We start from the raw sequence: 24,561 nt of genomic DNA, 5'->3' as shown, positions 1-24,561 counted from the left end.
CACGAGCGCTTTTACCGAACTGATAAAAGCGCTCTTTTTTAACCAACTAAACAAGTTTTTCGAATTATGAAGGGAATATTTCCAATCGATAAATTCCGTACTTTGCAGACACCTTTCTATTATTACGATACCAAAGTGCTGCGTGATACATTGTCGGCTATTAACCATGAGGTTGCCAAATATCCTAATTATTCAGTGCATTACGCTGTTAAAGCCAATGCCAACCCGAAAGTACTTACCATTATCCGTGAGAGCGGAATGGGAGCCGACTGTGTGAGCGGCGGAGAAATCCGTGCCGCTATTCGTGCCGGATTCCCTGCCAATAAAGTTGTTTTCGCAGGAGTTGGCAAAGCCGACTGGGAAATCAATCTCGGACTGGAGTATGGCATCTTCTGTTTCAATGTCGAGTCTATCCCCGAACTGGAAGTAATCAATGAATTGGCTGCTGCTCAAAATAAAATTGCCAATGTTGCTTTCCGCATCAATCCCGATGTCGGTGCACATACACATGCCAATATAACTACCGGTTTGGCAGAAAACAAATTCGGTATCAGTATGCAGGACATGGACAAGGTGATAGACGTAGCACAAGAGATGAAAAACGTAAAGTTTATCGGTCTTCACTTTCACATTGGTTCGCAGATTCTGGATATGGGTGATTTCGTGGCCCTCTGCAATCGTGTCAATGAGTTGCAGGACAAACTGGAAGCACGGAGAATTCTGGTAGAACATATCAACGTAGGTGGTGGCTTGGGTATTGATTACGGACACCCCAACCGTCAGGCTATCCCGAATTTCAAAGATTACTTTGCTACCTATGCCGGACAATTGAAATTGCGTCCTTATCAGACATTGCATTTTGAGCTGGGACGTGCTGTTGTAGGCCAGTGTGGTTCTTTGATATCCAAGGTCCTTTATGTAAAACAAGGAACACGGAAGAAATTTGCCATCCTTGATGCAGGTATGACCGATCTGATCCGTCCGGCTTTGTATCAGGCATTCCATAAAATGGAAAATATAACTTCTGAAGAACCGTTGGAAGCATACGATGTAGTAGGGCCGATCTGTGAATCGTCAGATGTTTTCGGAAAAGCAATTGATTTGAACAAAGTGAAGCGTGGTGACTTGATAGCTCTTCGCTCTGCCGGTGCTTATGGCGAAATTATGGCTTCCGGATACAACTGCCGTGAACTGCCAAAAGGATATACTTCTGACGAACTGGTGTAAGTAGAAAAATGAACCGCTACAATCAAAATGTGAATGTAGTTTAAAAATAGAGGGCGCATGGAACAATTTTAACTGAAAGCGTGTTATTTTTGTAATGAGTTCAAAAAGAAACTACATTAACAACTTAATAAAAAATACGATTATGATTTCAGAAAAATTACAGAATGCAATTAACGAACAGATTACTGCTGAAATGTGGTCTGCTAACCTGTATTTAGCAATGTCTTTCTATTTTGAGAAAGAAGGTTTCAGCGGTTTTGCTCATTGGATGAAAAAGCAATCCCAGGAAGAAATGGGACATGCTTATGCAATGGCAGATTATATCATCAAACGTGGAGGAACTGCTAAAGTGGATAAAATAGATGTTGTTCCTAACGGATGGGGTACACCACTCGAAGTTTTTGAACACGTTTACAAACATGAATGTCATGTTTCTCAATTGGTGGACAAGCTGGTAGACGTAGCAGCTGCTGAAAAGGATAAAGCAACACAGGATTTCTTGTGGGGATTTGTTCGTGAACAAGTAGAAGAAGAAGCTACAGCGCAAGGCATTGTTGATAAAGTCAAGAAAGCCGGTGATACCGGAATTTTCTTCGTAGATTCACAATTGGGACAGCGTTAATGATGCTACTCTGAAAAAATAGTTCTTTATATAGATAGAAGCTGCCTGAATTTCTGTTCAGACAGCTTCTTTTTTTTCACTTATTTGGCTTATGTTCGAAAATAAACTACCTTTGTATTACGAGTCAGAGAGAAATTAATCCCGATTATTATAAATGAATGATGTGAATAGAGGAATTTTCAGATTGCTCCCTATATTTTTATTGCTCCTTTTTGGGGTGAGTAGTTGTTCTCAAAAAGAAGAACGACGTATTCTAGTTATCCACTCTTATGAGGAGACTTACACAGCTTATCCGGAATTTAACCGGATGATAGCCGAGCAATTTGAGAAAGAAAAAATAGATGCTGATATTCGTACCGTTTATTTAGATTGTGAGTCTTATTGGGAAGAACCGGAGTTGGAGCGAATGCGCTTCCTGGTTGATTCCGTTTCGAAAGACTGGCGACCGGAAGTGATTCTGGTGAATGAAGATCAAGCTACCTATTCATTGATGAAATGTGGGGTTCAGTTGGGCAAAGAAGTACCTGTGGTATTTGGTGGTGTCAATTACCCGAATTGGGGATTGTTGAAACGCCATCCTAATGTGACGGGTTTCCATGATAAAATCGCCTTTAATGAGAATATCAGTGTGGCAAAAGAACTTTTCGGTAAGCATGTCCGGTTGTTTACCATGCTCGATACCACTTATATCGATAAACAAATCAGAAGAGACGCAAAGGAACAGTTTAAAGGTCATAAAGTGACCGGATTTATTGATAACCCCGAACTTTCTCCTGAAGAACAGATACGTTTGACGCAGGAAGAAGGTTATACTCGTTTTATGGCTATTCCTTTACGTAATGCCAGAAACCATTCGGACGCTACCTTTATGTGGGTGTTGAACAGAAGCTATCGCGATCAATGCTACATTCAGTTGAAACGTGATTACACCACCATTAATATTGGAAGCATCTGTGGCAGTCCCAGTCTGACAGCCATCAATGAAGCTTTTGGATTTGGTGAGAAATTGCTGGGCGGATACATCACTTCGTTGCCTATTCAGGTGGAAGAAGAGGTGAAAGCTGCCGTTCGTATATTGCATGGCGCAATCCCGTCGGACATGCCTATTGTTGAAAGCCAGAAAGAATATGTTGTAGATTGGAATACAATGACGCAAATAGGCTTGAGTAAAGAAAGTATTCCTGCTAAATATCGTATTATCAATATTCCGTTCAGAGACGAATACCCATTTTTGTGGGGAGCCCTAGTCGTTTCATTTGTTCTTTTCCTGATTTTACTTTTTGCTTCTCTTTGGTGGCTATACCTTCGGGAACAGATGAGGAAAAAACAGGCTCTTATAGCATTGGCTGATGAAAAAGAAACATTGTCATTAGCCATTGAGGGTGGAATGACGTATGCCTGGAGATTGGATAACGGTCGTTTTGTTTTTGAAGATGCATTCTGGTGTTCACAAGGGCTAAATCCTAGACAACTTTCGTATAAAGAATTCATGAGTTTTATCCATCCCGATCATTGGGAGGGAGTGAAGTTCAACTGGCGAAATCTGAAAAGTGCTCATAAAAAAATTGTGCAGGAGCTTTGTAACTTTGACGGCAAAGGCTATCAGTGGTGGGAGTTCCGTTATACCACCAAACAGCTACCCGGAGGCGAATATAAAACCGCAGGTTTGTTGCTGAATGTGCAGGATATAAAAGACCGTGAAGAGGAGTTGGAAGCTGCACGCTTATTGGCTGAAAAGGCGGAATTGAAACAATCATTCCTCGCAAATATGAGCCATGAGATACGTACTCCACTTAATTCAATCGTAGGCTTTGCCAATATACTGGCATTGGAAGAAGGATTGACTTCCGTAGAACGCGAAGAGTATATCAGTACTATTAATAAGAACAGTGAGTTATTGCTCAAGCTGATTAATGATATCCTGGAACTTTCCCGTATCGAATCAGGATATATGTCTTTCTCATTCAAGAAGTGCAAGGTGAAAGAGTTGATTGACGATGTCTATATGACACACCAAGTGCTGATTGCCCCACGTCTGGAATTCCTGAAAGAAGTGGATGATACTCCTTTGGAAATCAACGTGGACAGAGAACGTTTGATACAAGTGCTGACAAACTTCCTGAATAACGCCGGTAAGTTTACAGAAACCGGATATATCAAGTTAGGATATAACTATCTGCCGGATGAAGGCAAAGTACAGATTTATGTAGAAGATACCGGAAGAGGGATTCCACGAGAAGAACAACGAATGATTTTCAGCCGTTTCTACAAACAAAACGAATTCTCGCAGGGAGCAGGATTGGGACTTTCTATTTGTCAGGTGATAATAGAGAAGCTGGGTGGAAAGATCGAACTCAAGTCCGAAATAGGCAAGGGAAGCCGCTTTACGGTCATCCTTCCTTGTCGGGTGGTATCTTGATAATGATAAACTTCAACGGAAATACATTAATCTTATTTTTTATTTTTCCCTTTCTCCATCGTTCCCAAGTAAATCTCCAGTGAACGGGTGGAAATCTGTATTTCGCGGAAAGATACGCCTAAAGAGGCTATCAGCAAAATCAATGCCAATCCGAATACATAAGCAGAAAATAATTGCAGCCCGATATAGATCAGGAACATACTGACTACGCAGAGAAAAAGGCTTGCAATACCTAGTCCCTGCATCGTACGGGTCAGATTCAATCGTTTCCGTAGATTCTCGATTTGCGCTTCGGTGATATCCGAAGGGTTCTCCATGTAGCGGTCACGCAGTTGGCGCACAAGTTGGGCATAAGATAAGAAACGGTTGGTATAAGCCAATAATATCAAAGAAACTGCCGAGAAAAGCAGGGCAGGAGTAGTGAGAGTCAGTTCTTCCATAATCTATTTTTTTATAGTCAAGTAGCGGTTCAAAAGTCATTTTATAAAAGAGTATTTTTTAGGCACGGATTACACGGATTTTACGGTTTTTAGAAATATGCTTGCATAAAGCAACAGCGTAATTCGTGTGATCCGTGCCTAAAAATGGATTCTGCAAGTAAACCTTGCTCCGGAATTATTCCGCTTTCAGCACATTAAGATCTTTGCCTACCTTGATAAAGGCAGCGATACACTTATCAAGATGTGCTTTTTCGTGACCTGCAGAAATTTGCACACGGATGCGTGCCTGATCTTTCGGCACTACCGGATAATAGAAGCCTGTCACATAGATGCCTTCCTCCTGCATACGTGCAGCGTAAATCTGGGACAACTTCGCGTCATACAACATAACGGCACAGATAGCGCTTTGTGTCGGTTTGATATCAAATCCGGCAGCCGTCATCTTATCGCGGAAGTAGTTTACATTCTCGACGAGCTTATCATGCAATGCATTGCTCTCTTTCAGCATCTTGAAAACTTCAAGACTGGCACCAATGATACCTGGAGCCAAAGAATTCGAGAACAGATACGGGCGACTGCGTTGACGAAGTAAATCGATAATCTCTTTACGACCGGTAGTGAAACCTCCCAGTGCACCGCCAAAAGCCTTTCCCAGAGTTCCGGTATAAATATCTACCCGTCCATGAGTCTTATACAACTCGCTTACTCCATGCCCTGTGGCGCCTACCACACCGGCAGAATGAGACTCATCCACCATTACCAGCGCATCATATTTCTCGGCAAGATCGCAAATCTGATCCATTGGAGCTACATTGCCGTCCATAGAGAACACACCGTCCGTCACAACAATGCGGAAACGTTGTGCCTGTGCTTCTTGCAGACATCTTTCCAAGTCCTTCATGTCAGCGTTGGCATAGCGGTAACGCTTTGCCTTGCAAAGACGTACTCCGTCAATGATAGAAGCATGGTTCAGAGAATCCGAGATAATGGCATCCTCTTCAGAGAAAAGCGGTTCGAATACACCGCCGTTAGCGTCGAAACAAGCGGCATACAAGATTGTGTCTTCCGTCTGGAAATACTCCGAGATGGCAGCTTCCAGTTCTTTGTGTATATCTTGCGTTCCACAAATGAAGCGGACAGACGACATTCCGTAGCCACGGTTATTCATCATTTCCTGCGAAGCCTTAATCAATCGGGGGTGATTGGATAATCCTAAGTAATTATTTGCGCAGAAGTTCAGCACTTCCTTGCCTTTTACAGTGATGGCAGCTTGCTGCGCACTTTCAATCAGTCGTTCTTCTTTATAAAGTCCGGCTTCCTTGATTTCAGCCAATGTTTGGCAGAGATATTCTTGCATTTTACCGTACATAGTGTTTGGGTGATTAAGTTATATTGCAAAGGACACAATTTTTCTTGGAATAACAATGTCTTTTTGATTAAAATCTGAAAAAAAAGTGCTTACTTTGCGCACTATTTAAGCTTGATATTCTAAGTCAAAAGAAAAAATGAAACACATTTTGATTATTGGAGCTACCGGACAGATAGGGTCGGAGCTAACGATGGAGCTACGTAAACGTTACGGAAATGCAAATGTTGTAGCAGGTTATATCCCAGGTGCAGAGCCTAAAGGGGAATTAAAGGAGTCCGGACCGTCGGCAATTGCTGATGTAACGGATGGAGAGGTGATTGCATCTGTGGTAAAAGAGTATCACATTGATACAATTTATAATTTGGCTGCTCTACTGTCCGTAGTTGCCGAATCGAAACCCAAGCTGGCTTGGAAAATAGGTATCGATGGATTATGGAATGTGCTGGAAGTGGCACGCGAACAAGGATGTGCAGTGTTTACTCCGAGTTCTATCGGTTCGTTTGGCGCTAGTACGCCTCATACGAAAACACCGCAGGATACTATTCAGCGTCCGCGTACCATGTATGGAGTCACTAAGGTAACGACCGAGTTGCTAAGTGATTACTATTTTAATAAATATGGTGTCGATACCCGTGCTGTCCGTTTTCCGGGCATTATTTCGAATGTGACCCCTCCGGGAGGAGGTACGACCGATTATGCTGTCGATATTTATTATTCGGCGGTGAAAGGAGAAAAATTTGTGTGCCCCATTAAGCAAGGCACTCTGATGGATATGATGTACATGCCGGATGCACTGAACGCAGCAATCACACTGATGGAAGCTGATCCGACAAGATTGATACACCGCAATGCTTTCAATATCGCCTCTATGAGTTTCGATCCGGAGACGATTTATCAGGCTATCAAGAAGCATGTACCGCAGTTTGAGATGATCTATGACATAGATCCTTTGAAACAGCGCATTGCCGATAGCTGGCCTGATAGCCTGGATGACACCTGCGCTCGTGAAGAGTGGGGATGGAAGCCGGCCTACAATTTGGAAAGCATGACGGTGGATATGCTTGAAAAGTTAAGAGAGAAACTAAAATAATGAAAAAACTAATTGCAGGGGTCATGCTGCTCGGTATACTGGGCGCTTGTGGAAACAAGAAAACAAACATCGACCCCTTCGCATCCATTACTAAAGAAGTGGATTCTATTCGGCAGATAGCCGATTCTATCCACCGTGGTGAATCGCCGGAAGATCCGCAACCTATACAGGCGGATGAATCTTTCGATGATTTTATCTACAATTTTGCTTCTGATGACGTGTTACAGCGCCAGCGCGTGAAATTTCCGTTGCCCTACTACAATGGAGATGAGAAATCGAATATCGAAGAGCGTAACTGGAAGCATGATGATTTGTTTACCAAACAGCATTACTATACGCTTCTGTTTGATAGAGAAGAAGATATGGATTTAGTAGGAGACACCTCTCTCACTTCCGTGCAGGTAGAGTGGATGTTCGTGAAAACACGAATGGTAAAAAGATACTATTTTGAACGTATCAAAGGTGCATGGATGCTGGAGGCAATTAATTTGCGTTCCATTGAGCAAAGTGATAATGAAAATTTTGTAGAGTTTTTCGGACATTTTGCCGCAGATAGTCTTTTTCAGAGTAAGCGCGTGTGTGAGCCTCTGGCTTTTGTAACCACCGATCCGGATGATGATTTCTCTATTCTGGAGACCACCCTTGATCTTAATCAGTGGTTCGCTTTTAAACCGGGACTTCCTGCCGATCGTCTTTCTAATATCAATTACGGACAGCGGAATGACGATGATTCGCCAACGAAAATCCTGGCATTGAAAGGTATCGGTAATGGTTTTTCCAATATCCTCTATTTCCGTCGCAAAGCCGGAGAATGGGAATTATATAAGTTTGAAGATACAAGCATTTGATACAGGTTGTAATACGCTATAAATAGCTTTGCTGTCAATGATATAACTGTGTTTGTCGGCTTATAACGAATAACGATATAACTTATAATTAAAAATATATGTATTCTCTTTTACCCTACAATACATTCGGCATCGATGTCAATGCCGCTCGTTTTTTAGAGTACACTTCGGTTGAAGAACTGAAGAAACTGATTGCGCAAGGTGCCGTTACGACACCTTTTTTGCATATTGGTGGCGGCAGTAACCTGTTGTTTACCAAAGATTACGACGGGCTGATATTACATTCCCGCATTGAAGGAATCGAAGTGACAGAAGAAGATGCTCACTCTGTATCAGTGCGAGTGGGAGCAGGGGTAGTATGGGATGACTTTGTAGCCTATTGTGTAGAGCATGGATGGTATGGAGCGGAGAACCTGTCGCTGATTCCCGGTGAGGTGGGGGCGAGTGCGGTGCAAAATATCGGAGCCTATGGCGTTGAGGTGAAAGACCTGATAACGGCTGTGGAAACGGTGAACATTCGAGCTGAAGAACATGTTTATTCAGTAGAGGAATGTGGATATATCTACCGCAACAGCATCTTTAAACGTCCGGAAAACAAGTCGGCTTTTGTTACTTATGTCCGTTTCCGGCTAAGTAAAGAAGAGCATTATACGTTAGACTATGGCACCATTCGTCAGGAACTTGAAAAATATCCGTCGTTGACCCTGTCTGTTATCCGGAAAGTGATTATTGATATCCGCGAGAGTAAGCTGCCCGATCCGAAAGTGTTGGGTAATGCCGGCAGTTTCTTTATGAACCCTATTGTGCCGAAAGAAAAACTGGAAGCTTTGCAACAGGAATATCCCCGCATACCCTATTATGAACTGGCCGACGGTCGCGTAAAGATTCCGGCAGGGTGGATGATCGATCAATGCGGCTGGAAAGGAAAAGCCTTGGGACCGGCTGCCGTGCATGATAAACAAGCACTGGTGCTGGTGAACCGTGGCGGAGCAAAAGGTAGTGATATTATTGCACTTTCAGATGCGGTTCGGGCTTCTGTTCGTGAGAAGTTCGGCATAGATATCCATCCGGAGGTCAACTTAATAAATTGAGAATTAATAAGTGAAAGTAAGAATTATAGGAAGTGGAACATCGACGGGAGTGCCTCAAATCGGCTGTACATGTCCGGTTTGTACTTCTTCCGATCCGAAAGATAATCGATTGCGTGCATCTGCTATTGTGGAGACCGATGACGCGCGGATTCTGATAGATTGTGGTCCCGATTTTCGGACACAGGTATTGCATCTCCCTTTTGAGAGGATAGATGGTGTGCTCATTACGCACGAACATTATGACCATGTAGGCGGACTGGACGATTTACGTCCGTTTTGCCGGTTCGGTTCCGTGCCTATTTATGCGGAAGATTATGTAGCGCAAGGATTGCGTTTGCGCATGCCCTATTGCTTTGTTGATCATCGTTATCCGGGTGTTCCTGATATTCCTTTGCAGGAAATTTCGGTGGGGCAATCCTTTTCTATAAACCACACGGAAGTGCTTCCTCTGCGTGTGATGCATGGCCGACTGCCGATTCTGGGATATCGTATCGGGCAGTTGGGTTATATCACTGATATGCTGATCATGCCCGAAGAATCTTATGAACAATTGGCAGGAATAGATGTTTTGGTAGTGAATGCACTTCGCATCGCCTCGCATCCTACTCACCAAAATTTGGAAGAAGCATTGGCGGTGGCACGGCGTATTCAGGCAAAGAAGACATACTTTATACATATGAGTCATGATATAGGCTTGCATGCGGAGGTTGAAAAGGGCCTTCCGGAAAATATTCACCTGGCGTTTGACGGATTGGATATCTATCTTTGATTATTGGTGAAATTTTTAGCAAAAGTTTTGTTTTCTTTGTAGAAATTATTATTTTTGCACCTAGCCGATAAACAGCGAATATTATGAAACTTCGTACGATAGTGAAAATAGCGATCACGTCTTCTGTTGTACTTTTGTGCTCAGGTTTCGCATTGTACTCTTTTTTTAGGCTGTCGGCAGCCGAAGGGCAGAAAGATTTTAATCTTTATGAACTGGTGCCCTCCACAACTTCAGCAGTATTCGTTACTGATGATGTGCTCGAATTTGTAGCGGAAGTAGATGATCTGACTTGTAGTAAAAATCAGCAATATCTTTATGTATCCAAACTCTTTTCTTATCTGAAACAGAGCCTTTACGCCCTTTCAGAAGATACTCCCCACGGTTTGAGCCGGCAAATGAATCAAATGCTGATTAGTTTCCACGAGCCGGATAACGAACGTAATCAAGTACTTTATTGCAGATTAGGGAATGGAGATAAAGAACTCGTAAACAGATTTGTGCGTAAATATATATCCTCACTTTATCCGCCGAAAACATTTGTTTACAAAGGAGAAGAAATTGTCATTTATCCGATGGCGGACGGTGATTTCCTTGCCTGTTATTTGACATCTGATTTTATGGCATTGAGTTTTCAGAAAAAACTGATTGAAAACGTTATTGATGCATATAAAAGTGGAAAATCATTGGCTGATGATTCTGCCTTTGCAGGCATGCGTGCTCCGAAAAAAAGTGCGGCAATCGCTACCATCTATACCCGTATGCAAGGGATGATGGGATGGACAGAATTTGACATGAAGATGAAAGATGATTTCATCTATTTCTCCGGCATCACTCACGATGCAGACTCTTGTTTTGCGTTTATAAACCAGCTCCGTCAGCAGCAATCCGTAAAAGGATTTCCGGGTGAGGTATTGCCGTCTACAGCTTTCTGTTTTAGCAGGCAGGGGATTACGGACTGGGCGTCTCTGCTTTCTTATGGAAATGCGCAGGGGCAGGGTGTGGTTTCCCGTACGAGCGAAGTGCAAAATATAGATAAAGAGTTTTCGCGTTATTTGATGGAAAATGCCGGGCAGGATTTGGTTGCCTGTCTTTTTCAGCGTGAAGATACCTTACAGAGTGCAGCGGCAGTCTTGAGCCTGGCTGTGGCAGATGTTGCCGAAGCCGAGCGAATGCTTCGTGCTCTTGTTAATGCCGCTCCGACGGATGAAGGAAGAAAAATTCCCCGTATAACTTATTGTTATACTGTAAATAAGGCATATCTTGTCTATCGGTTGCCTCAAACGACATTGTTTGAACAACTAACCAGTTTTGCGGAACCAACTTTGGATGTATATGCGGTATTCTATGGCGGGCGCTTGTTGCTCGCTCCTGATGCGGATGCTCTGTCGCATTATATTCGCCAACTGGATAAAGGTGAGGTACTCAATGGAGCGATGGCCTATCAGACAAGCATGGATCATTTGTCCGATTCATACCATTTTATGTTGATGGTGGATTTCGACCACATATTTCAGCAATCAGAAAATCACGTTCGTTTTGTACCGGATTTCTTTCTGCGTAACGCTGATTTCTTCCATAATTTTACCCTCTTTGTTCAGTTTGTCTGTACAGACGGAGTGATATATCCTAATATTGTTTTGAAATATAAATCAGAATAAAAAATCATCGTTTGTCTGCTTTCTCCATACATTTTCAAGACGCTATTTAATATTTGAATCTGTAAAATATGCAGAAAAATTCATCCCCCATTATAAACAAAGGAATAAATAAAAAACTTCTTCTTCTGAAGATGAAAAAGAAGACAAAGATTTGTTTTTCTTGAGGGAAGAAAAGGGTATAAAAAACTCCCGATGGAATTTAATCCCATCGGGAGTTTTTTATGCTTATTCGTCGAACGAATGACTTTCGGTTTAGAATGGCAGATCGTCTTTTGCGTCGCCCGGAGTAAATTCCGGCATAGCCGACGGAGCAGCAGGAGGAACAGAGCCACCTGTGGCCATTGGGGCGCCAGTGCTGACACGTTCTACTTTCCATGCACGGATTCTATTAAACCAGCGGTCTTGCCATTGGTTAGAGTCAATGTCGAATGAAACAGTCAGTTCTTCGCCCATTTGAATGTTGAACTGATCTATTTTATCTGCCCCAAATACTTCGAAGCACATTTTGCGTGGATATTGGTCGTGACTTTCGATAACAAACTCTTGCGCTTTCCACTCGTTGCCGGTAGCTTTTGAAACTCCTCCTTTGGGCTGGAGGATAGCGATGATTTTTCCTGTAAATTCCATTGCGATAATTTTAAATTCTGCGGCGAAGTTACAATTTTTTAGTAATATCCCTCGCACAATACCTGTTTTTTTCTTTTGTTTTATTGGGCAGCCCAAATCTTTTTTCGTAACTTTGTGCGATAGAACATTTAAAACTTAAATACACGAAAATATATGAAATTTATCGTTTCAAGTACTGCTCTTTCCAGCCATTTACAGGCCATCAGCCGTGTTATTAATTCAAAAAATGCGCTGCCAATTCTCGATTGTTTCCTCTTCGAATTGGAAGACGGAACATTGTCTGTGACTGTATCCGACAGTGAAACAACGATGGTGACTACCGTAGAAGTGAATGAAAGCGATACAAACGGGCGTTTTGCCGTAGTAGCGAAAACATTGCTTGACGCACTGAAAGAAATTCCGGAACAACCACTCACATTCGAAATCAATCCGGATAATTATGAAATAACAGTGCAGTACCAGAACGGAAAATACAGCCTGATGGGGCAGAATGCGGATGAATTCCCGCAATCGGCTACGCTGGGTGATAATGCTGTCCGCGTAGAAATGGAAGCAAGCGTACTTTTGGGAGGTATCAACCGTTCGGTGTTTGCTACTGCCGATGATGAGCTTCGTCCGGTGATGAACGGTATTTATTTCGATATTACAACAGAAGACATTACAATGGTTGCTTCGGATGGTCATAAACTGGTGCGTTGCAAGACATTGGCAGCCAAAGGCAACGAGCGTGCAGCCTTCATTCTTCCGAAGAAACCGGCTACATTGCTTAAAAATCTTTTGCCGAAAGAACAAGGTACAGTGACCATCGAATTTGACGAACGCAACGCTGTTTTCATGCTCGAAAGCTACCGGATGGTTTGCCGCTTGATTGAAGGACGTTACCCAAACTACAACTCGGTAATTCCGCAAAATAATCCGCACAAAGTAACTGTAGACCGTCAACAACTGGTAGGAGCTTTGCGTCGTGTGTCTATCTTCTCGTCACAAGCCAGCAGTTTGATTAAACTCCGTATGCAGGAAAACCAGATTGTGATTTCCGCGCAAGATATTGATTTCTCTACTTCTGCTGAAGAAACACAAGTTTGCCAGTATGCAGGTGCTGCAATGAGCATCGGTTTCAAATCGACATTCCTCATCGACATACTGAACAATATTTCAGCAGACGAAGTAGTCATCGAACTTGCAGATCCTTCACGTGCCGGAGTAATCATCCCGGTAGAGCAGGAAGAAAACGAAGACCTGCTGATGCTGCTGATGCCGATGATGCTAAATGATTAATGCTAATTCATCACAGAGGACGCAGAGGACACAGAGGATAAATTTGAATATTTATTAAATAACCCTCTGTGTCCTCTGCGTCCTCTGTGGTGACCCAATAAAATAAACAGAAATGAAATTAAACCTGAAAAACCCCATTGTTTTCTTTGATTTAGAAACAACAGGAACCAATATCAACACAGACCGGATTGTTGAAATCTGCTATCTGAAAGTATATCCGAATGGAAATGAAGAAGCAAAAACATTACGTATCAATCCTGAAATGCATATCCCGGAAGCATCCTCTGCGATACATGGCATTTATGATGCCGATGTAGTAGATTGTCCCACTTTCAAAGAAGTGGCAAAAAACATAGCCAGGGACATTGAAGGTTGCGATTTGGCAGGATTTAATTCCAACCGTTTTGATATTCCTGTTCTTGCCGAAGAATTTCTTCGTGCCGGAGTGGATATTGATATGACAAAACGCAAATTTGTAGATGTACAGGTCATCTTTCATAAAATGGAACAACGCACCCTGTCTGCTGCCTACAAGTTTTATTGCGACAAAAATCTGGAAGACGCGCACACTGCCGAAGCAGATACACGAGCCACTTACGAGGTGCTGAAAGCGCAGTTAGACCGATACTCCGATCTTCAGAATGATATTGCGTTCCTGGCTGATTATTCAAGTTTCAGCAAGAATGTCGATTTTGCCGGACGTATGGTGTACGATGATAATGGAGTAGAAGTGTTCAACTTCGGAAAATATAAGGGAATGTCTGTAGCCGAGGTATTGAAGAAAGATCCCGGATATTACAGTTGGATTTTGAATAGTGATTTCACGCTGAACACCAAGGCGGTATTGACAAAAATCCGCTTGCGTGAAATGAGTAATTTGATTACAAAATAATGCTAAAAGGAAAGAAAATAATTCTTGGAATTACCGGCAGTATTGCCGCGTATAAGGCGTGCTATATCATTCGCGGACTGATAAAACAAGGAGCGGAAGTGCAAGTTGTAATTACTCCGGCGGGAAAAGAATTTATTACTCCGATCACTCTTTCGGCGTTGACCAGTAAACCGGTCATCAGTGAGTTTTTTGCCCAGCGTGACGGAACATGGAACAGTCACGTCGATCTTGGCTTGTGGGCAGATGCTGTCTTGATTGCTCCGGCCACTGCCTCCACTATCGGTAAAATGGCCCACGGAATAGCCGACAATATGTTGATAACCACTTATCTTTCAGCAAAAGCTCCCGTGTTTGTTGCTCCGGCAATGGACCTCGATATGTTTGCTCATCCTGCCACCCAGAAAAATCTGGATATTCTGCGTTCCTACGGTAATCATATTATCGAGCCGGGGACAGGAGAACTAGCCAGCCATCTGGTAGGGAAGGGGCGAATGGAAGAGCCGGAGAATATCATCCGAGTATTAGATGAATTTTTTGCTTCGAGTGACGAACTATCCGGAAAGAAAGTGATGATTACCGCCGGACCGACTTACGAAAAGATTGATCCGGTGCGCTTCATAGGCAATTATTCGTCCGGAAAGATGGGATTTGCGTTAGCAGAAGAATGTGCCCGTCGCGGAGCACAGGTGACCTTGATAACAGGTCCTGTCCAACTCAAAACGCAACATTCTGGTATTATCCGTGTCGATGTCGAATCTGCCGGGGAGATGTACGAAGCGGCACAGGCTCATTTTCCAGATGCTGATGCAGGGATTCTCTGTGCGGCAGTAGCAGACTATCGTCCGGAAACGGTAGCCGATAAGAAGATTAAGCGGGAAAAAGAAGAAGAACTGACCCTGCATCTTCGGGCAACACAAGATATTGCTGCCTCTTTAGGAGCTATAAAAAGAAAACAACAATGTCTGGTTGGCTTTGCGCTCGAAACCAATAATGAGCAGCAGAATGCCGAAGGAAAGCTCGAACGCAAGAACTTCGATTTTATTGTGCTCAACTCGTTGAATGATGCTGGAGCCGGTTTCCGCCATGATACTAATAAGATAAGTATAATCGACAGGAAAGGTCGTACAGACTATCCTTTGAAGTCGAAAACGGAAGTAGCTCAAGACATCATCGATCGTTTGGTAGCCACCCTGTCTCCCAATTTTTAATTTTTAATTTTTAATTAATTTGTTACGTTCACTATACATTCAGAATTACGCATTGATAGAAAAACTGGATATCAGTTTTGAAACGGGCTTTTCCGTTATAACAGGTGAAACGGGAGCCGGGAAATCAATTATTCTGGGAGCTATCGGACTCCTGCTGGGGCAGCGTGCCGATGTGAAAGCGATTCGTCGCGGGGCTTCCAAATGTATCATAGAGGCGCGGTTTGATATTGCTGCCTACGGTATGCGTCCGTTTTTTGAAGAAAATGAATTGGAATATGATGAAGAGTGTATTTTGCGCCGTGAGGTACAGGCTTCCGGGAAAAGCAGGGCATTCATCAACGATACTCCCGCCTCACTGGCACAAGTGAAAGAACTGGGCGAACAGTTGATAGATGTACATTCTCAACATCAGAATCTGTTGCTCAATAAAGAAGGATTCCAGTTGAACGTGCTTGACATTCTGGCACATAATGATGCAGTATTGGAGAAATACCATTTGTGTTATGGAGAATGGAAGCAGACAGATCGTGAATTGGCTGAATTAATGTCACTGGCAGAGAAAAGCCGTTCCGATGAAGATTATATCCGCTTCCAACTCGAACAGCTCGAAGAAGCCCATCTTGTGGAAGGAGAGCAGGAGGAGCTGGAGCAGGAAGCTGAAACACTAAGTCATGCAGAGGAAATTAAAGCCGGACTTTATCGGGTAGAACAGTCATTTGTCTCGGATGAAGGCGGATTGCTTTCATACCTGAAAGATAGTCTGAATACGCTGAATAACCTGCAAAGAGTCTATCAGCCTGCTAAGGAACTTACCGAACGTATGGAGAGCGCCTATATCGAATTGAAAGATATTTCGCATGAAGTCTCTTCACAAAGCGATTCCGTTGAATTCAATCCGGTCCGTCTGGACGAAGTGAACGAACGGTTGAACTTGATTTATTCCTTGCAACAGAAACATCGGGTACAGACTCTTGATGAATTGATAGCGTTGACGGATGAATATCGTAGCAAATTGTCTGATATCACTTCCTATGATGAGCGTATTGCCGAGCTGACCGCTCGTAAAGAGGAACAATATAAGCAGGTGAAACAACAAGCAGAATTGCTGACCAAGGCCCGTACGAAAGCTGCGCGTGAAGTAGAAAAGCAATTGGCCGCCCGCTTGATTCCGTTGGGAATGCCGAATGTTCGTTTCCAGATCGAAATGGGACTGAAGAAAGAACCGGGATTGCAAGGGGAAGATACAGTCAACTTCCTGTTTTCTGCCAATAAGAACGGCACCTTGCAGAATATCTCTTCCGTAGCTTCGGGAGGTGAAATTGCTCGCGTCATGCTTTCTATCAAAGCATTGATTGCCGGAGCTGTGAAACTGCCGACTATCATATTTGACGAAATAGACACTGGTGTCTCCGGTGAAATTGCCGACCGCATGGCAGACATGATGCAGGAAATGGGCGACCGGAACCGTCAGGTAATCAGCATCACCCACCTGCCGCAAATTGCTGCCCGTGGACGTGCTCATTATAAAGTATATAAGAAAGACAGCGATACGGAAACAAACAGTCATATCCGCCGTCTCACCGATGAAGAACGAGTAGAGGAAATAGCTCATATGCTTAGCGGCGCCACTCTGACCGAGGCCGCCCTTAGCAATGCCAAATCCCTGTTGGCAGCCTCTCCCTCTCGCTAATGAATAATAATAGATTGAATAAATAAGTATGGAATATAAAAAAGACAGCAGAAATGACTCTACCTCCTCTTCTGGGGATGCTCGTGGAGAAGCGCAAATGATTTTCGGTGTTCGTGCCGTGATAGAAGCCATTCAGGCAGGTAAAGAAATTGATAAAATTCTGGTAAAGAAAGACATTCAGAGTGATCTTTCCAAAGAACTGTTTGCTGCTTTGAAAGGGCTGCTGATACCGGTTCAACGTGTTCCGGTGGAACGTATCAACCGTATCACCCGGAAAAATCATCAGGGAGTGGTTGCTTTCATTTCTTCTGTGACTTATCAGAAAACGGAAGATCTTGTTCCTTTTTTGTTTGAACAAGGGAAAAATCCATTTTTTGTTATGCTCGACGGAGTGACCGATGTACGTAATTTCGGAGCCATTGCCCGTACCTGCGAATGTGCAGCTGTCGATGCAGTGATTATTCCAGTCCGCGGAAGTGCGTCTGTCAATGCAGATGCCGTGAAAACATCGGCAGGAGCGCTGCACACGCTGCCTGTGTGTCGTGAGCAGAACCTCCGTTCAACTCTGCAATATCTGAAAGACAGCGGTTTTCGCATTGTAGCTGCTACCGAGAAGGGAGATTACGACTATACAAAAGCCGATTATACAGGACCGCTGTGCATCATCATGGGAGCGGAAGATACGGGAGTTTCTTATGATAACCTTGCGCTCTGTGACGAATGGGTGAAAATCCCGATGCTGGGCACCATCGAATCTCTGAATGTTTCCGTGGCTGCCGGTATCCTGATTTACGAAGCTGTGAAACAAAGAAATAATGACTGATATGAAGAAGATTTTAATTCTACCTTTGCTGCTTTTCTTCCTGATACAGGGAAGCATGGCGCAAACTCCCAAATGGGTAGAGAAGGCAAAACGTGCAGTCTTCTCTGTGGTGACTTATGACAAGAATGATAAAATGCTGAATACCGGAAACGGATTTTTTGTATCTGAAGATGGATTGGCTTTATCAGATTATACTCTTTTTAAAGGAGCCGAACGTGCGGTGGTAATCACTTCCGAAGGCAAACAGATGCCGGTCAGCCTGATACTTGGGGCGAATGATATGTATGATGTCATTAAGTTCCGTGTGGCTATCACTGAGAAGAAAGTACCTGCGCTGATTGTGGCTAAAACAGCTCCGGCAGTGGGAGCCGATGCGTGGATGCTTCCTTATTCTACACAAAAAAGTATCGCTTGCGTTACTGGTAAGGTGAAAGATGTTTCCAAAGTAGCCGGAGAATATCATTACTATACATTAGGCATGCAGATGAAAGATAAGATGGTGAGCTGTCCGGTGATGAATGCCGAAGGTCAGGTGTTCGGTATTGCGCAGAAATCATCCGGCATCGATACAGTGACTACTTGCTATGCGGCAGGAGCAGCTTTTGCCATGTCACAGAAAATCAGTGCTCTTTCTTTGGGAGACGCTGCTTTGAAAAAGATTGGTATTCGGAAAGGGCTGCCCGAAACGGAAGATCAGGCATTAGTGTACTTGTTTATGGCATCTTCAAGCCTGTCGGGTGACGATTACGAAAAGCTGTTGGATGATTTTATCCGTCAGTTCCCAGCTAATGCGGATGGTTATCTTCGTCGTGCCAATTATTATGCAGCTAAAGGTAAAGACGATCAGACTTGGTATGATAAAGCAGTTGCCGACTTTAATCAGGCTTTGAAAGTAGCCCAGAAAAAAGATGATGTATATTATAATATAGGTAAGCTGATATATGCTTATCAATTGTCGAAGCCGGAAAAAACGTATAAAGACTGGACTTATGACACTGCTTTGCAAAATGTTCGTCAGGCAATCGCTATTGATCCGCTGCCCATTTACATTCAAATGGAAGGTGATATACTGTTTGCCCAGCAAGACTATGCCGGTGCTTTGGCTGCTTATGAAAAGGTAAATGCCAGCAACATTGCTTCTCCGGCCACTTTCTTTAGTGCTGCCAAGACGAAGGAGCTGATGAAAGGTGACCCGAAAGAAGTCGTAGCTTTGATGGATAGCTGTATTGCCCGTTGCCCGCAACCGATCACGGCAGATTTTGCTCCATATTTGTTGGAACGTGCGCAGATGAATATGGATGCCGGCCAGCCACGCAATGCGATGCTTGATTATGATGCTTATCATACGGCAGTCAAAGGAGAAGTGAACGACGTATTCTATTATTATCGTGAACAGGCCGCTTTGAAAGCACGCCAATTCCAGCGCGCCTTAGATGATATAGTTAAAGCAGTCGAAATGAATCCGACGGACCTGACCTATCAGGCGGAACATGCAGTGGTAAATCTGCGTGTAGGACGTTATGAAGAAGCTATTCAGATTTTGAATAATCTATTGAAGGCTGATCCTAAATATGCCGAAGCTTACCGTTTGTTGGGGCTTTGCCAGATACAGTTGAAAAAGACAGATGAAGCCTGTGGAAACTTCAAAAAAGCGAAAGATTTAGGTGATCCGAATGTAGATGAGCTGATTACAAAATACTGCAAGTAAATTATGAAATCACCCATGCTACAACGATCTGTGGTGTGGGTGATTTGTTTAACTCCTTATTCTTGTTTTGTTTTATCAGACTATCTGGAAAAGTAAACTAAATTGTTGATATTTTTATGAATTAGCAATAAATGTAGTAACTTCAAAAACTTTGAATCATAAAAATGAATCCCTGCCAACTCGAAAATTGGCAGGGATTCCTCGTTTTTGGGGACGTTGTATAAAAAACTCTCTCTCTCTTTTTATTTTCCCCACTTCACTTGTTAAGTTCAGGTTGTAGGTTTTAATGATATATGGTTTGATTTCTTTTTTCCCTCTTTTATAAGTTAAATGCACGGTTATTGAAAATACTGCATGGCTTCACTTATTTTTTTTAGAAATTATTTGATTTTCCATCTAAAACAGTGACTAAATTTAAAATTGTGCTTCATTTTATCTATAATCTTACTATATTCCGCACGTTTTTTAATAACACTTATGAGATAAGTTATAATTTATGGAAAAAAATCGATTTACTATTTGTGCAAACAATTACATCGATTGTTTGCGACAAGAGGGGCGTTACTCTACGGCCCACGTGTATAAGCACGCTATTCGTTCTTTTTCTCAGTTTTGTGGGACCAAATCCATTACGTTTAGTAGGATAAACCGCGAAACTTTAAAGAGGTATAGCAACTATCTGTTGGCTTCCCGTTTGAAGCCTAATACGATTTCTACGTATATGCGTATGCTTCGTAGTATCTACAATCGTGGAGTCGATACACATCAGGCCCCTTATGTACATGGCTTGTTCCGGGATGTATTTACCGGGGTGGACACACGTCAGAAGAAAGCCATCCCGATCGGTGAACTTCACATGTTACTAAACAAAGATCCTCAATCGGAAAAGCTTCGCCGGACACAGGCCATTGCCAATCTGTTATTTCAGTTTTGTGGAATGCCTTTTTCTGATTTGGCCCATCTGGAAAAATCCAATTTGAAACAGGGGCTTTTGAAGTACAACCGTCTCAAGACCGGTACTCCTATGAGTATAGAAGTGTTGGAGTCAGCGCACAATGCAATCGGGGGATTATACAATAAGACCGATGCCCGGAGTCCCGATTATCCCGATTATCTTTTTCGGATATTAAGCGGAGCATATAAGAGAGATGAAGAGGAGGCTTATCGTGAATATCAGTCAGCCTTGAGACGTTTCAATAATGACTTGAAAAGCCTGTCCAGAAAATTAAGGATACCTTCATCCGTCACGTCTTACACGCTTCGTCATTCTTGGGCTACGACTGCCAAGTACAGAGGTGTTCCTATCGAGATGATTAGCGAATCATTAGGGCACAAATCTATTAAAACAACACAGATATATTTAAAGGGTTTCGAATTGGAAGAAAGAACAAAGGTTAATAAATTGAATTATTCTTACGTATGTAGTTTTAAAATGTTCTGATTAATATTATTAAGGCATTATGGATTAGGGACTTAATGCTGGTGTTACTTCTTAGGTAACGGAAATATATTCGCTACAAAGATAGGTAAAAATATTAATAGCAAACAAGCAAAAAACTTCTTTTTTTCCTTTTTCTCTCAAATATGCAACATGAATCTATCTGAACATGAAGGATAACGTCTTCATGCTCAAGGGCTTTTTATTACCTAAATTCAAGAAAGTCTTATATTGAATATTAGGTACCCGCTTTTATATTCCCTCATAATCGATTTTTTTCCTTTTTTCAATGCTATGTGTATCCTATATGTGTATTATCCGTTACCTAAGAAGTAACGGAATAACATGGGGTAAAAAAATATGATTTTAACGAAACCAAAATCAGTAAATGCCGGGCCTATTAGTGGGACAGGGGAAGGCGTAGCACACTCAAAACGCTGGTATGTAGCACTCGTTCGAATGCATCACGAGAAGAAAGTATCCGAGCGTTTGTCTAAGATGGGAATTGATTCATTTGTTCCCGTTCAGCAACAGATCCATCAATGGAGCGACCGTCGAAAGATGGTTGATACAGTCTTGCTTCCCATGATGGTTTTTGTTCATGTCAATCCAAAAGAGCGTATGGAAGTCCTGAGCTTCTCCACTGTCAGCCGTTATATGGTGATGCGTGGTGAAAGCACTCCTGCCGTTATTCCTGACGAGCAGATGGCTCGTTTCCGTTTCATGCTCGATTATTCCGAAGAAGCAGTCTGTATGAATGATACTCCACTGGCGCGTGGTGAGAAAGTTCGTGTGATTAAAGGTCCTTTGAGTGGCCTTGTCGGCGAACTCGTGACTGTCGGGGGGAAGAGTAAGATTGCCGTTCGTTTAAATATGCTTGGCTGTGCTTGTGTAGATATGCCAATCGGTTATGTAGAACCCACAAAGATTAGTAATGACGACACAAAAAAACTTTAACGTATTTCTATTCATTCTGCTGTTAGGAGTTTTTTCTCCTTTGATGGCTCAAAACATGAGCGATTCTCAAGTATTGGAATATGTCAAAGAGGGGATTAGACAAGGGAAAGAACAAAAACAACTAGCCTCTGAACTTGCACGTAAGGGTGTGACCAAGGAACAAGCTATGCGTGTGAAGCAGCTTTATGAGCAGCAGAACAATGTCAATGCTTCCAACGCTACCGGTACGGATGTCAATGAATCTCGTCTTCGTGAAGAAATGAAGGAGAACACTTCCGATATGCTGGAAGACCACCCGAGCACTCAAGACCTTGCACGTGGTAATCAAGTTTTCGGAAGAAACATCTTCAATACTCGTAACCTGACTTTTGAACCCAGTGTCAACATCGCCACCCCTTTAAATTACCGTCTCGGTCCGGGTGACGAAGTGATTATCGACATCTGGGGAGCCAGCCAGAACACTATCCGCCAACAGATTTCTCCTGATGGCACGATCAACATTCAGAAAATAGGTCCCGTCAACCTGAACGGACTAACCATTTCTGAAGCCAATGACTATCTCAAAAAAACATTGAACAAGATATATAATGGTCTTAATAATACGAATGACCCTACTTCTGACATCCGTCTGACTTTGGGCAGCATCCGTACTATTCAGATTAATGTGATGGGTGAAGTAGTCCAGCCGGGTACTTACTCTCTGTCATCCTTTTCTACTGTGTTCCATGCGCTTTACCGTGCCGGTGGAGTCAGTGACATAGGAAGCCTTCGTAATGTGCAGCTGGTACGTAACGGTAAAAATATCGCCACAATCGACGTCTACCAATTTATCATGAAAGGAAACATTCAGGATGATGTTCGTCTGCAAGAAGGCGATGTTGTGATTGTTCCCGCCTATGACGTATTGGTTAAGATCGATGGAAAAGTGAAACGTCCGATGCGCTTCGAAATGAAGAAGGACGAAAACTTATCTACTCTAATCAGTTATGCCGGTGGGTTTGACGCTGACGCCTATACCCGTTCACTGCGTGTCGTACGCCAGAACGGACAGGAGTATGAAGTGAACACTGTCAAAGACCTCGATTATAGTGTCTATAAAATGCGGAATGGTGATGTTGTGACCGTCGAGGCTATCCTTAACCGCTTCACTAATAAGCTTGAAATCCGTGGTGCCGTTTACCGTCCCGGTATCTACCAGCTAAACGGTAAACTGAATACCGTCCGCGAATTGGTGAACGAAGCCCAAGGTTTGACGGGTGATGCTTTCTTGAACCGTGCTGTCCTTTATCGTCAACGTGAGGATCTTACTACTGAAGTTATCCCTGTTGACATTAAAGCCATCATGGATGGTACTTCCCAAAATATCATCCTGGCGAAAAACGACATTCTTTATATTCCCAGTATCCATGATTTGGAAGATAGGGGAGATGTTGTAATCCATGGCGAAGTGGCCAAACCAGATTCCTATCCTTATGCTGATAATATGACTCTTGAAGACTTGATCATTCAGGCCGGAGGCTTGCGTGAAGCCGCTTCTGTTGTTCGTGTGGATGTATCGCGTAGGATTAAGAATCCCCATAGTACAGCGGATAATGATACTATCGGTCGGACGTATACATTTTCCCTGAAAGAAGGTTTTGTCATCGATGGCACACCGGGTTTTGTCCTTCAACCTTATGATGAGGTTTATGTACGTCGTAGTCCGGGTTATCAGGCCCAACAGAATGTAGCTGTTGAAGGTGAAATCCTGTTCGGAGGGTCTTATGCCATGACCAGTCGTGAAGAACGTCTTTCAGATTTGATCAATAAAGCGGGAGGTGCTACGAATTATGCTTACCTACGCGGTGCCAAACTTACTCGTGTAGCTACTGCAGGTGAGAAGAAACGTATGGGAGATGTGATCCGTTTGATGAGTCGACAGTTGGGTGAGGCTATGATAGATTCTTTGGGCGTCCGTGTAGAAGATCATTTTACAGTCGGCATTGACTTGGAAAAAGCTATAGCTAATCCGGGCAGTGCATCAGATCTGGTTTTGCGTGAAGGTGATGTGATTTTTATTCCGAAGAATACTAATACGGTAACAATTAACGGTGCTGTGATGGTTCCTAATACAGTTTCTTATATAGCTGGTAAGAATATCGATTATTATTTGAATCAGGCCGGTGGTTATTCAGACAATGCGAAGAAGAGTAAGAAGTTCATTGTTTATATGAATGGTCAGGTAACTAAGGTTAAAGGTAGCGGTAAGAAACAAATCGAGCCTGGTTGTGAAATAATTGTACCTAGTAAGGCTAAGAAGCGTACTAATGTAGGTGAAATCTTGGGATATGCCACTTCTTTCAGTTCTTTGGGTATGATGATTGCCTCTATCGCTAATTTAATCAAGAAATAACGAATACCTTTATTT

20 protein-coding genes are annotated in these 24,561 nt (G+C 42.9%); 17 read left to right on the top strand and 3 right to left on the bottom strand.

Annotation, left to right across the window (positions count from 1 at the left end; genetic code table 11):
* Positions 1-66 precede the first annotated feature (66 nt).
* From lysA to GD631_RS18520, 3 genes are all read left to right on the top strand, one after another.
* Complete coding sequence (gene lysA, locus GD631_RS18530) at positions 67-1,227, top strand: diaminopimelate decarboxylase (protein ID WP_143260665.1); 1,161 nt, start codon at positions 67-69, stop codon at positions 1,225-1,227.
* 142 nt (positions 1,228-1,369) lie between these two features.
* The gene (locus tag GD631_RS18525; protein WP_143260663.1) at positions 1,370-1,849 is read left to right on the top strand and encodes a ferritin; all 480 of its coding nucleotides are present in this window, start codon (positions 1,370-1,372) and stop codon (positions 1,847-1,849) included.
* Positions 1,850-2,003: 154 nt separating this feature from the next.
* Positions 2,004-4,268, top strand: a complete 2,265-nt coding sequence (locus GD631_RS18520; RefSeq protein WP_143260661.1) for a sensor histidine kinase — start codon at positions 2,004-2,006, stop codon at positions 4,266-4,268.
* A 32-nt stretch (positions 4,269-4,300) separates the two neighbouring features.
* On the opposite strand, the gene GD631_RS18515 is transcribed toward GD631_RS18520, so the two are convergent.
* Both GD631_RS18515 and kbl read right to left on the bottom strand, forming a co-directional pair.
* Positions 4,301-4,708: a DUF2721 domain-containing protein gene (locus GD631_RS18515; protein ID WP_143260659.1), complete on the bottom strand. Its 408-nt coding sequence runs from the start codon at positions 4,706-4,708 to the stop codon at positions 4,301-4,303.
* 175 nt (positions 4,709-4,883) lie between these two features.
* Positions 4,884-6,077 (bottom strand): glycine C-acetyltransferase, encoded by a 1,194-nt coding sequence (gene kbl, locus GD631_RS18510; RefSeq protein ID WP_143260657.1) that lies wholly within the window; start codon positions 6,075-6,077, stop codon positions 4,884-4,886.
* Between the two features lie 136 nt (positions 6,078-6,213).
* On the opposite strand from kbl, the gene GD631_RS18505 reads away from it, so the two are divergent.
* From GD631_RS18505 to GD631_RS18485, 5 genes are all read left to right on the top strand, one after another.
* Positions 6,214-7,167 (top strand): NAD-dependent epimerase/dehydratase family protein, encoded by a 954-nt coding sequence (locus tag GD631_RS18505; RefSeq protein WP_143260655.1) that lies wholly within the window; start codon positions 6,214-6,216, stop codon positions 7,165-7,167.
* A complete protein-coding gene (locus GD631_RS18500; protein WP_143260653.1) occupies positions 7,167-8,015 on the top strand; it encodes a DUF4348 domain-containing protein in 849 nt (282 codons plus the stop codon). The genes GD631_RS18505 and GD631_RS18500 overlap by 1 nt, the downstream gene beginning before the upstream one ends.
* A 98-nt stretch (positions 8,016-8,113) precedes the next feature.
* Positions 8,114-9,106 (top strand): UDP-N-acetylmuramate dehydrogenase, encoded by a 993-nt coding sequence (gene murB, locus GD631_RS18495; RefSeq protein ID WP_143260651.1) that lies wholly within the window; start codon positions 8,114-8,116, stop codon positions 9,104-9,106.
* 10 nt (positions 9,107-9,116) lie between these two features.
* Positions 9,117-9,875 (top strand): MBL fold metallo-hydrolase, encoded by a 759-nt coding sequence (locus GD631_RS18490; RefSeq protein ID WP_143260649.1) that lies wholly within the window; start codon positions 9,117-9,119, stop codon positions 9,873-9,875.
* An 83-nt stretch (positions 9,876-9,958) separates the two neighbouring features.
* Complete coding sequence (locus GD631_RS18485) at positions 9,959-11,533, top strand: DUF3352 domain-containing protein (protein ID WP_143260647.1); 1,575 nt, start codon at positions 9,959-9,961, stop codon at positions 11,531-11,533.
* A gap of 252 nt (positions 11,534-11,785) precedes the next feature.
* On the opposite strand, the gene GD631_RS18480 is transcribed toward GD631_RS18485, so the two are convergent.
* Complete coding sequence (locus tag GD631_RS18480; protein ID WP_143260645.1) at positions 11,786-12,160, bottom strand: DUF3127 domain-containing protein; 375 nt, start codon at positions 12,158-12,160, stop codon at positions 11,786-11,788.
* A 153-nt stretch (positions 12,161-12,313) separates the two neighbouring features.
* On the opposite strand from GD631_RS18480, the gene dnaN reads away from it, so the two are divergent.
* From dnaN to GD631_RS18435, 9 genes are all read left to right on the top strand, one after another.
* Positions 12,314-13,438 carry a DNA polymerase III subunit beta gene (gene dnaN / locus GD631_RS18475; RefSeq protein WP_004297029.1) on the top strand — a complete coding sequence of 375 codons (1,125 nt, stop codon included), beginning with the start codon at positions 12,314-12,316 and terminating at the stop codon, positions 13,436-13,438.
* 112 nt (positions 13,439-13,550) lie between these two features.
* The gene (locus GD631_RS18470; protein WP_143260643.1) at positions 13,551-14,330 is read left to right on the top strand and encodes a 3'-5' exonuclease; all 780 of its coding nucleotides are present in this window, start codon (positions 13,551-13,553) and stop codon (positions 14,328-14,330) included.
* A complete protein-coding gene (gene coaBC / locus GD631_RS18465; protein WP_143260641.1) occupies positions 14,330-15,538 on the top strand; it encodes a bifunctional phosphopantothenoylcysteine decarboxylase/phosphopantothenate--cysteine ligase CoaBC in 1,209 nt (402 codons plus the stop codon). The genes GD631_RS18470 and coaBC overlap by 1 nt, the downstream gene beginning before the upstream one ends.
* Positions 15,539-15,557: 19 nt before the next feature.
* Complete coding sequence (gene recN / locus GD631_RS18460; RefSeq protein ID WP_143260639.1) at positions 15,558-17,228, top strand: DNA repair protein RecN; 1,671 nt, start codon at positions 15,558-15,560, stop codon at positions 17,226-17,228.
* A gap of 28 nt (positions 17,229-17,256) precedes the next feature.
* Positions 17,257-18,051, top strand: a complete 795-nt coding sequence (rlmB, locus tag GD631_RS18455; RefSeq protein ID WP_143260637.1) for a 23S rRNA (guanosine(2251)-2'-O)-methyltransferase RlmB — start codon at positions 17,257-17,259, stop codon at positions 18,049-18,051.
* 1 nt (position 18,052) lies between these two features.
* The gene (locus GD631_RS18450; RefSeq protein ID WP_143260634.1) at positions 18,053-19,759 is read left to right on the top strand and encodes a serine protease; all 1,707 of its coding nucleotides are present in this window, start codon (positions 18,053-18,055) and stop codon (positions 19,757-19,759) included.
* A gap of 496 nt (positions 19,760-20,255) precedes the next feature.
* Positions 20,256-21,200 carry a tyrosine-type recombinase/integrase gene (locus GD631_RS18445; protein ID WP_143260632.1) on the top strand — a complete coding sequence of 315 codons (945 nt, stop codon included), beginning with the start codon at positions 20,256-20,258 and terminating at the stop codon, positions 21,198-21,200.
* Between the two features lie 357 nt (positions 21,201-21,557).
* Positions 21,558-22,154, top strand: a complete 597-nt coding sequence (locus tag GD631_RS18440) for a UpxY family transcription antiterminator (protein WP_008025447.1) — start codon at positions 21,558-21,560, stop codon at positions 22,152-22,154.
* A complete protein-coding gene (locus GD631_RS18435) occupies positions 22,132-24,546 on the top strand; it encodes an SLBB domain-containing protein (protein WP_185911507.1) in 2,415 nt (804 codons plus the stop codon). Before GD631_RS18440 ends, GD631_RS18435 begins: the two co-directional genes overlap by 23 nt.
* Positions 24,547-24,561: the final 15 nt, after the last annotated feature.

The sequence above is a fragment of the Bacteroides luhongzhouii genome, assembly GCF_009193295.2.
Taxonomy (GTDB): Bacteria; Bacteroidota; Bacteroidia; order Bacteroidales; family Bacteroidaceae; genus Bacteroides; species Bacteroides luhongzhouii.
Note: the sequence above shows the minus strand (reverse complement) of the source record. Positions and strands in the feature narration are given on the sequence as shown.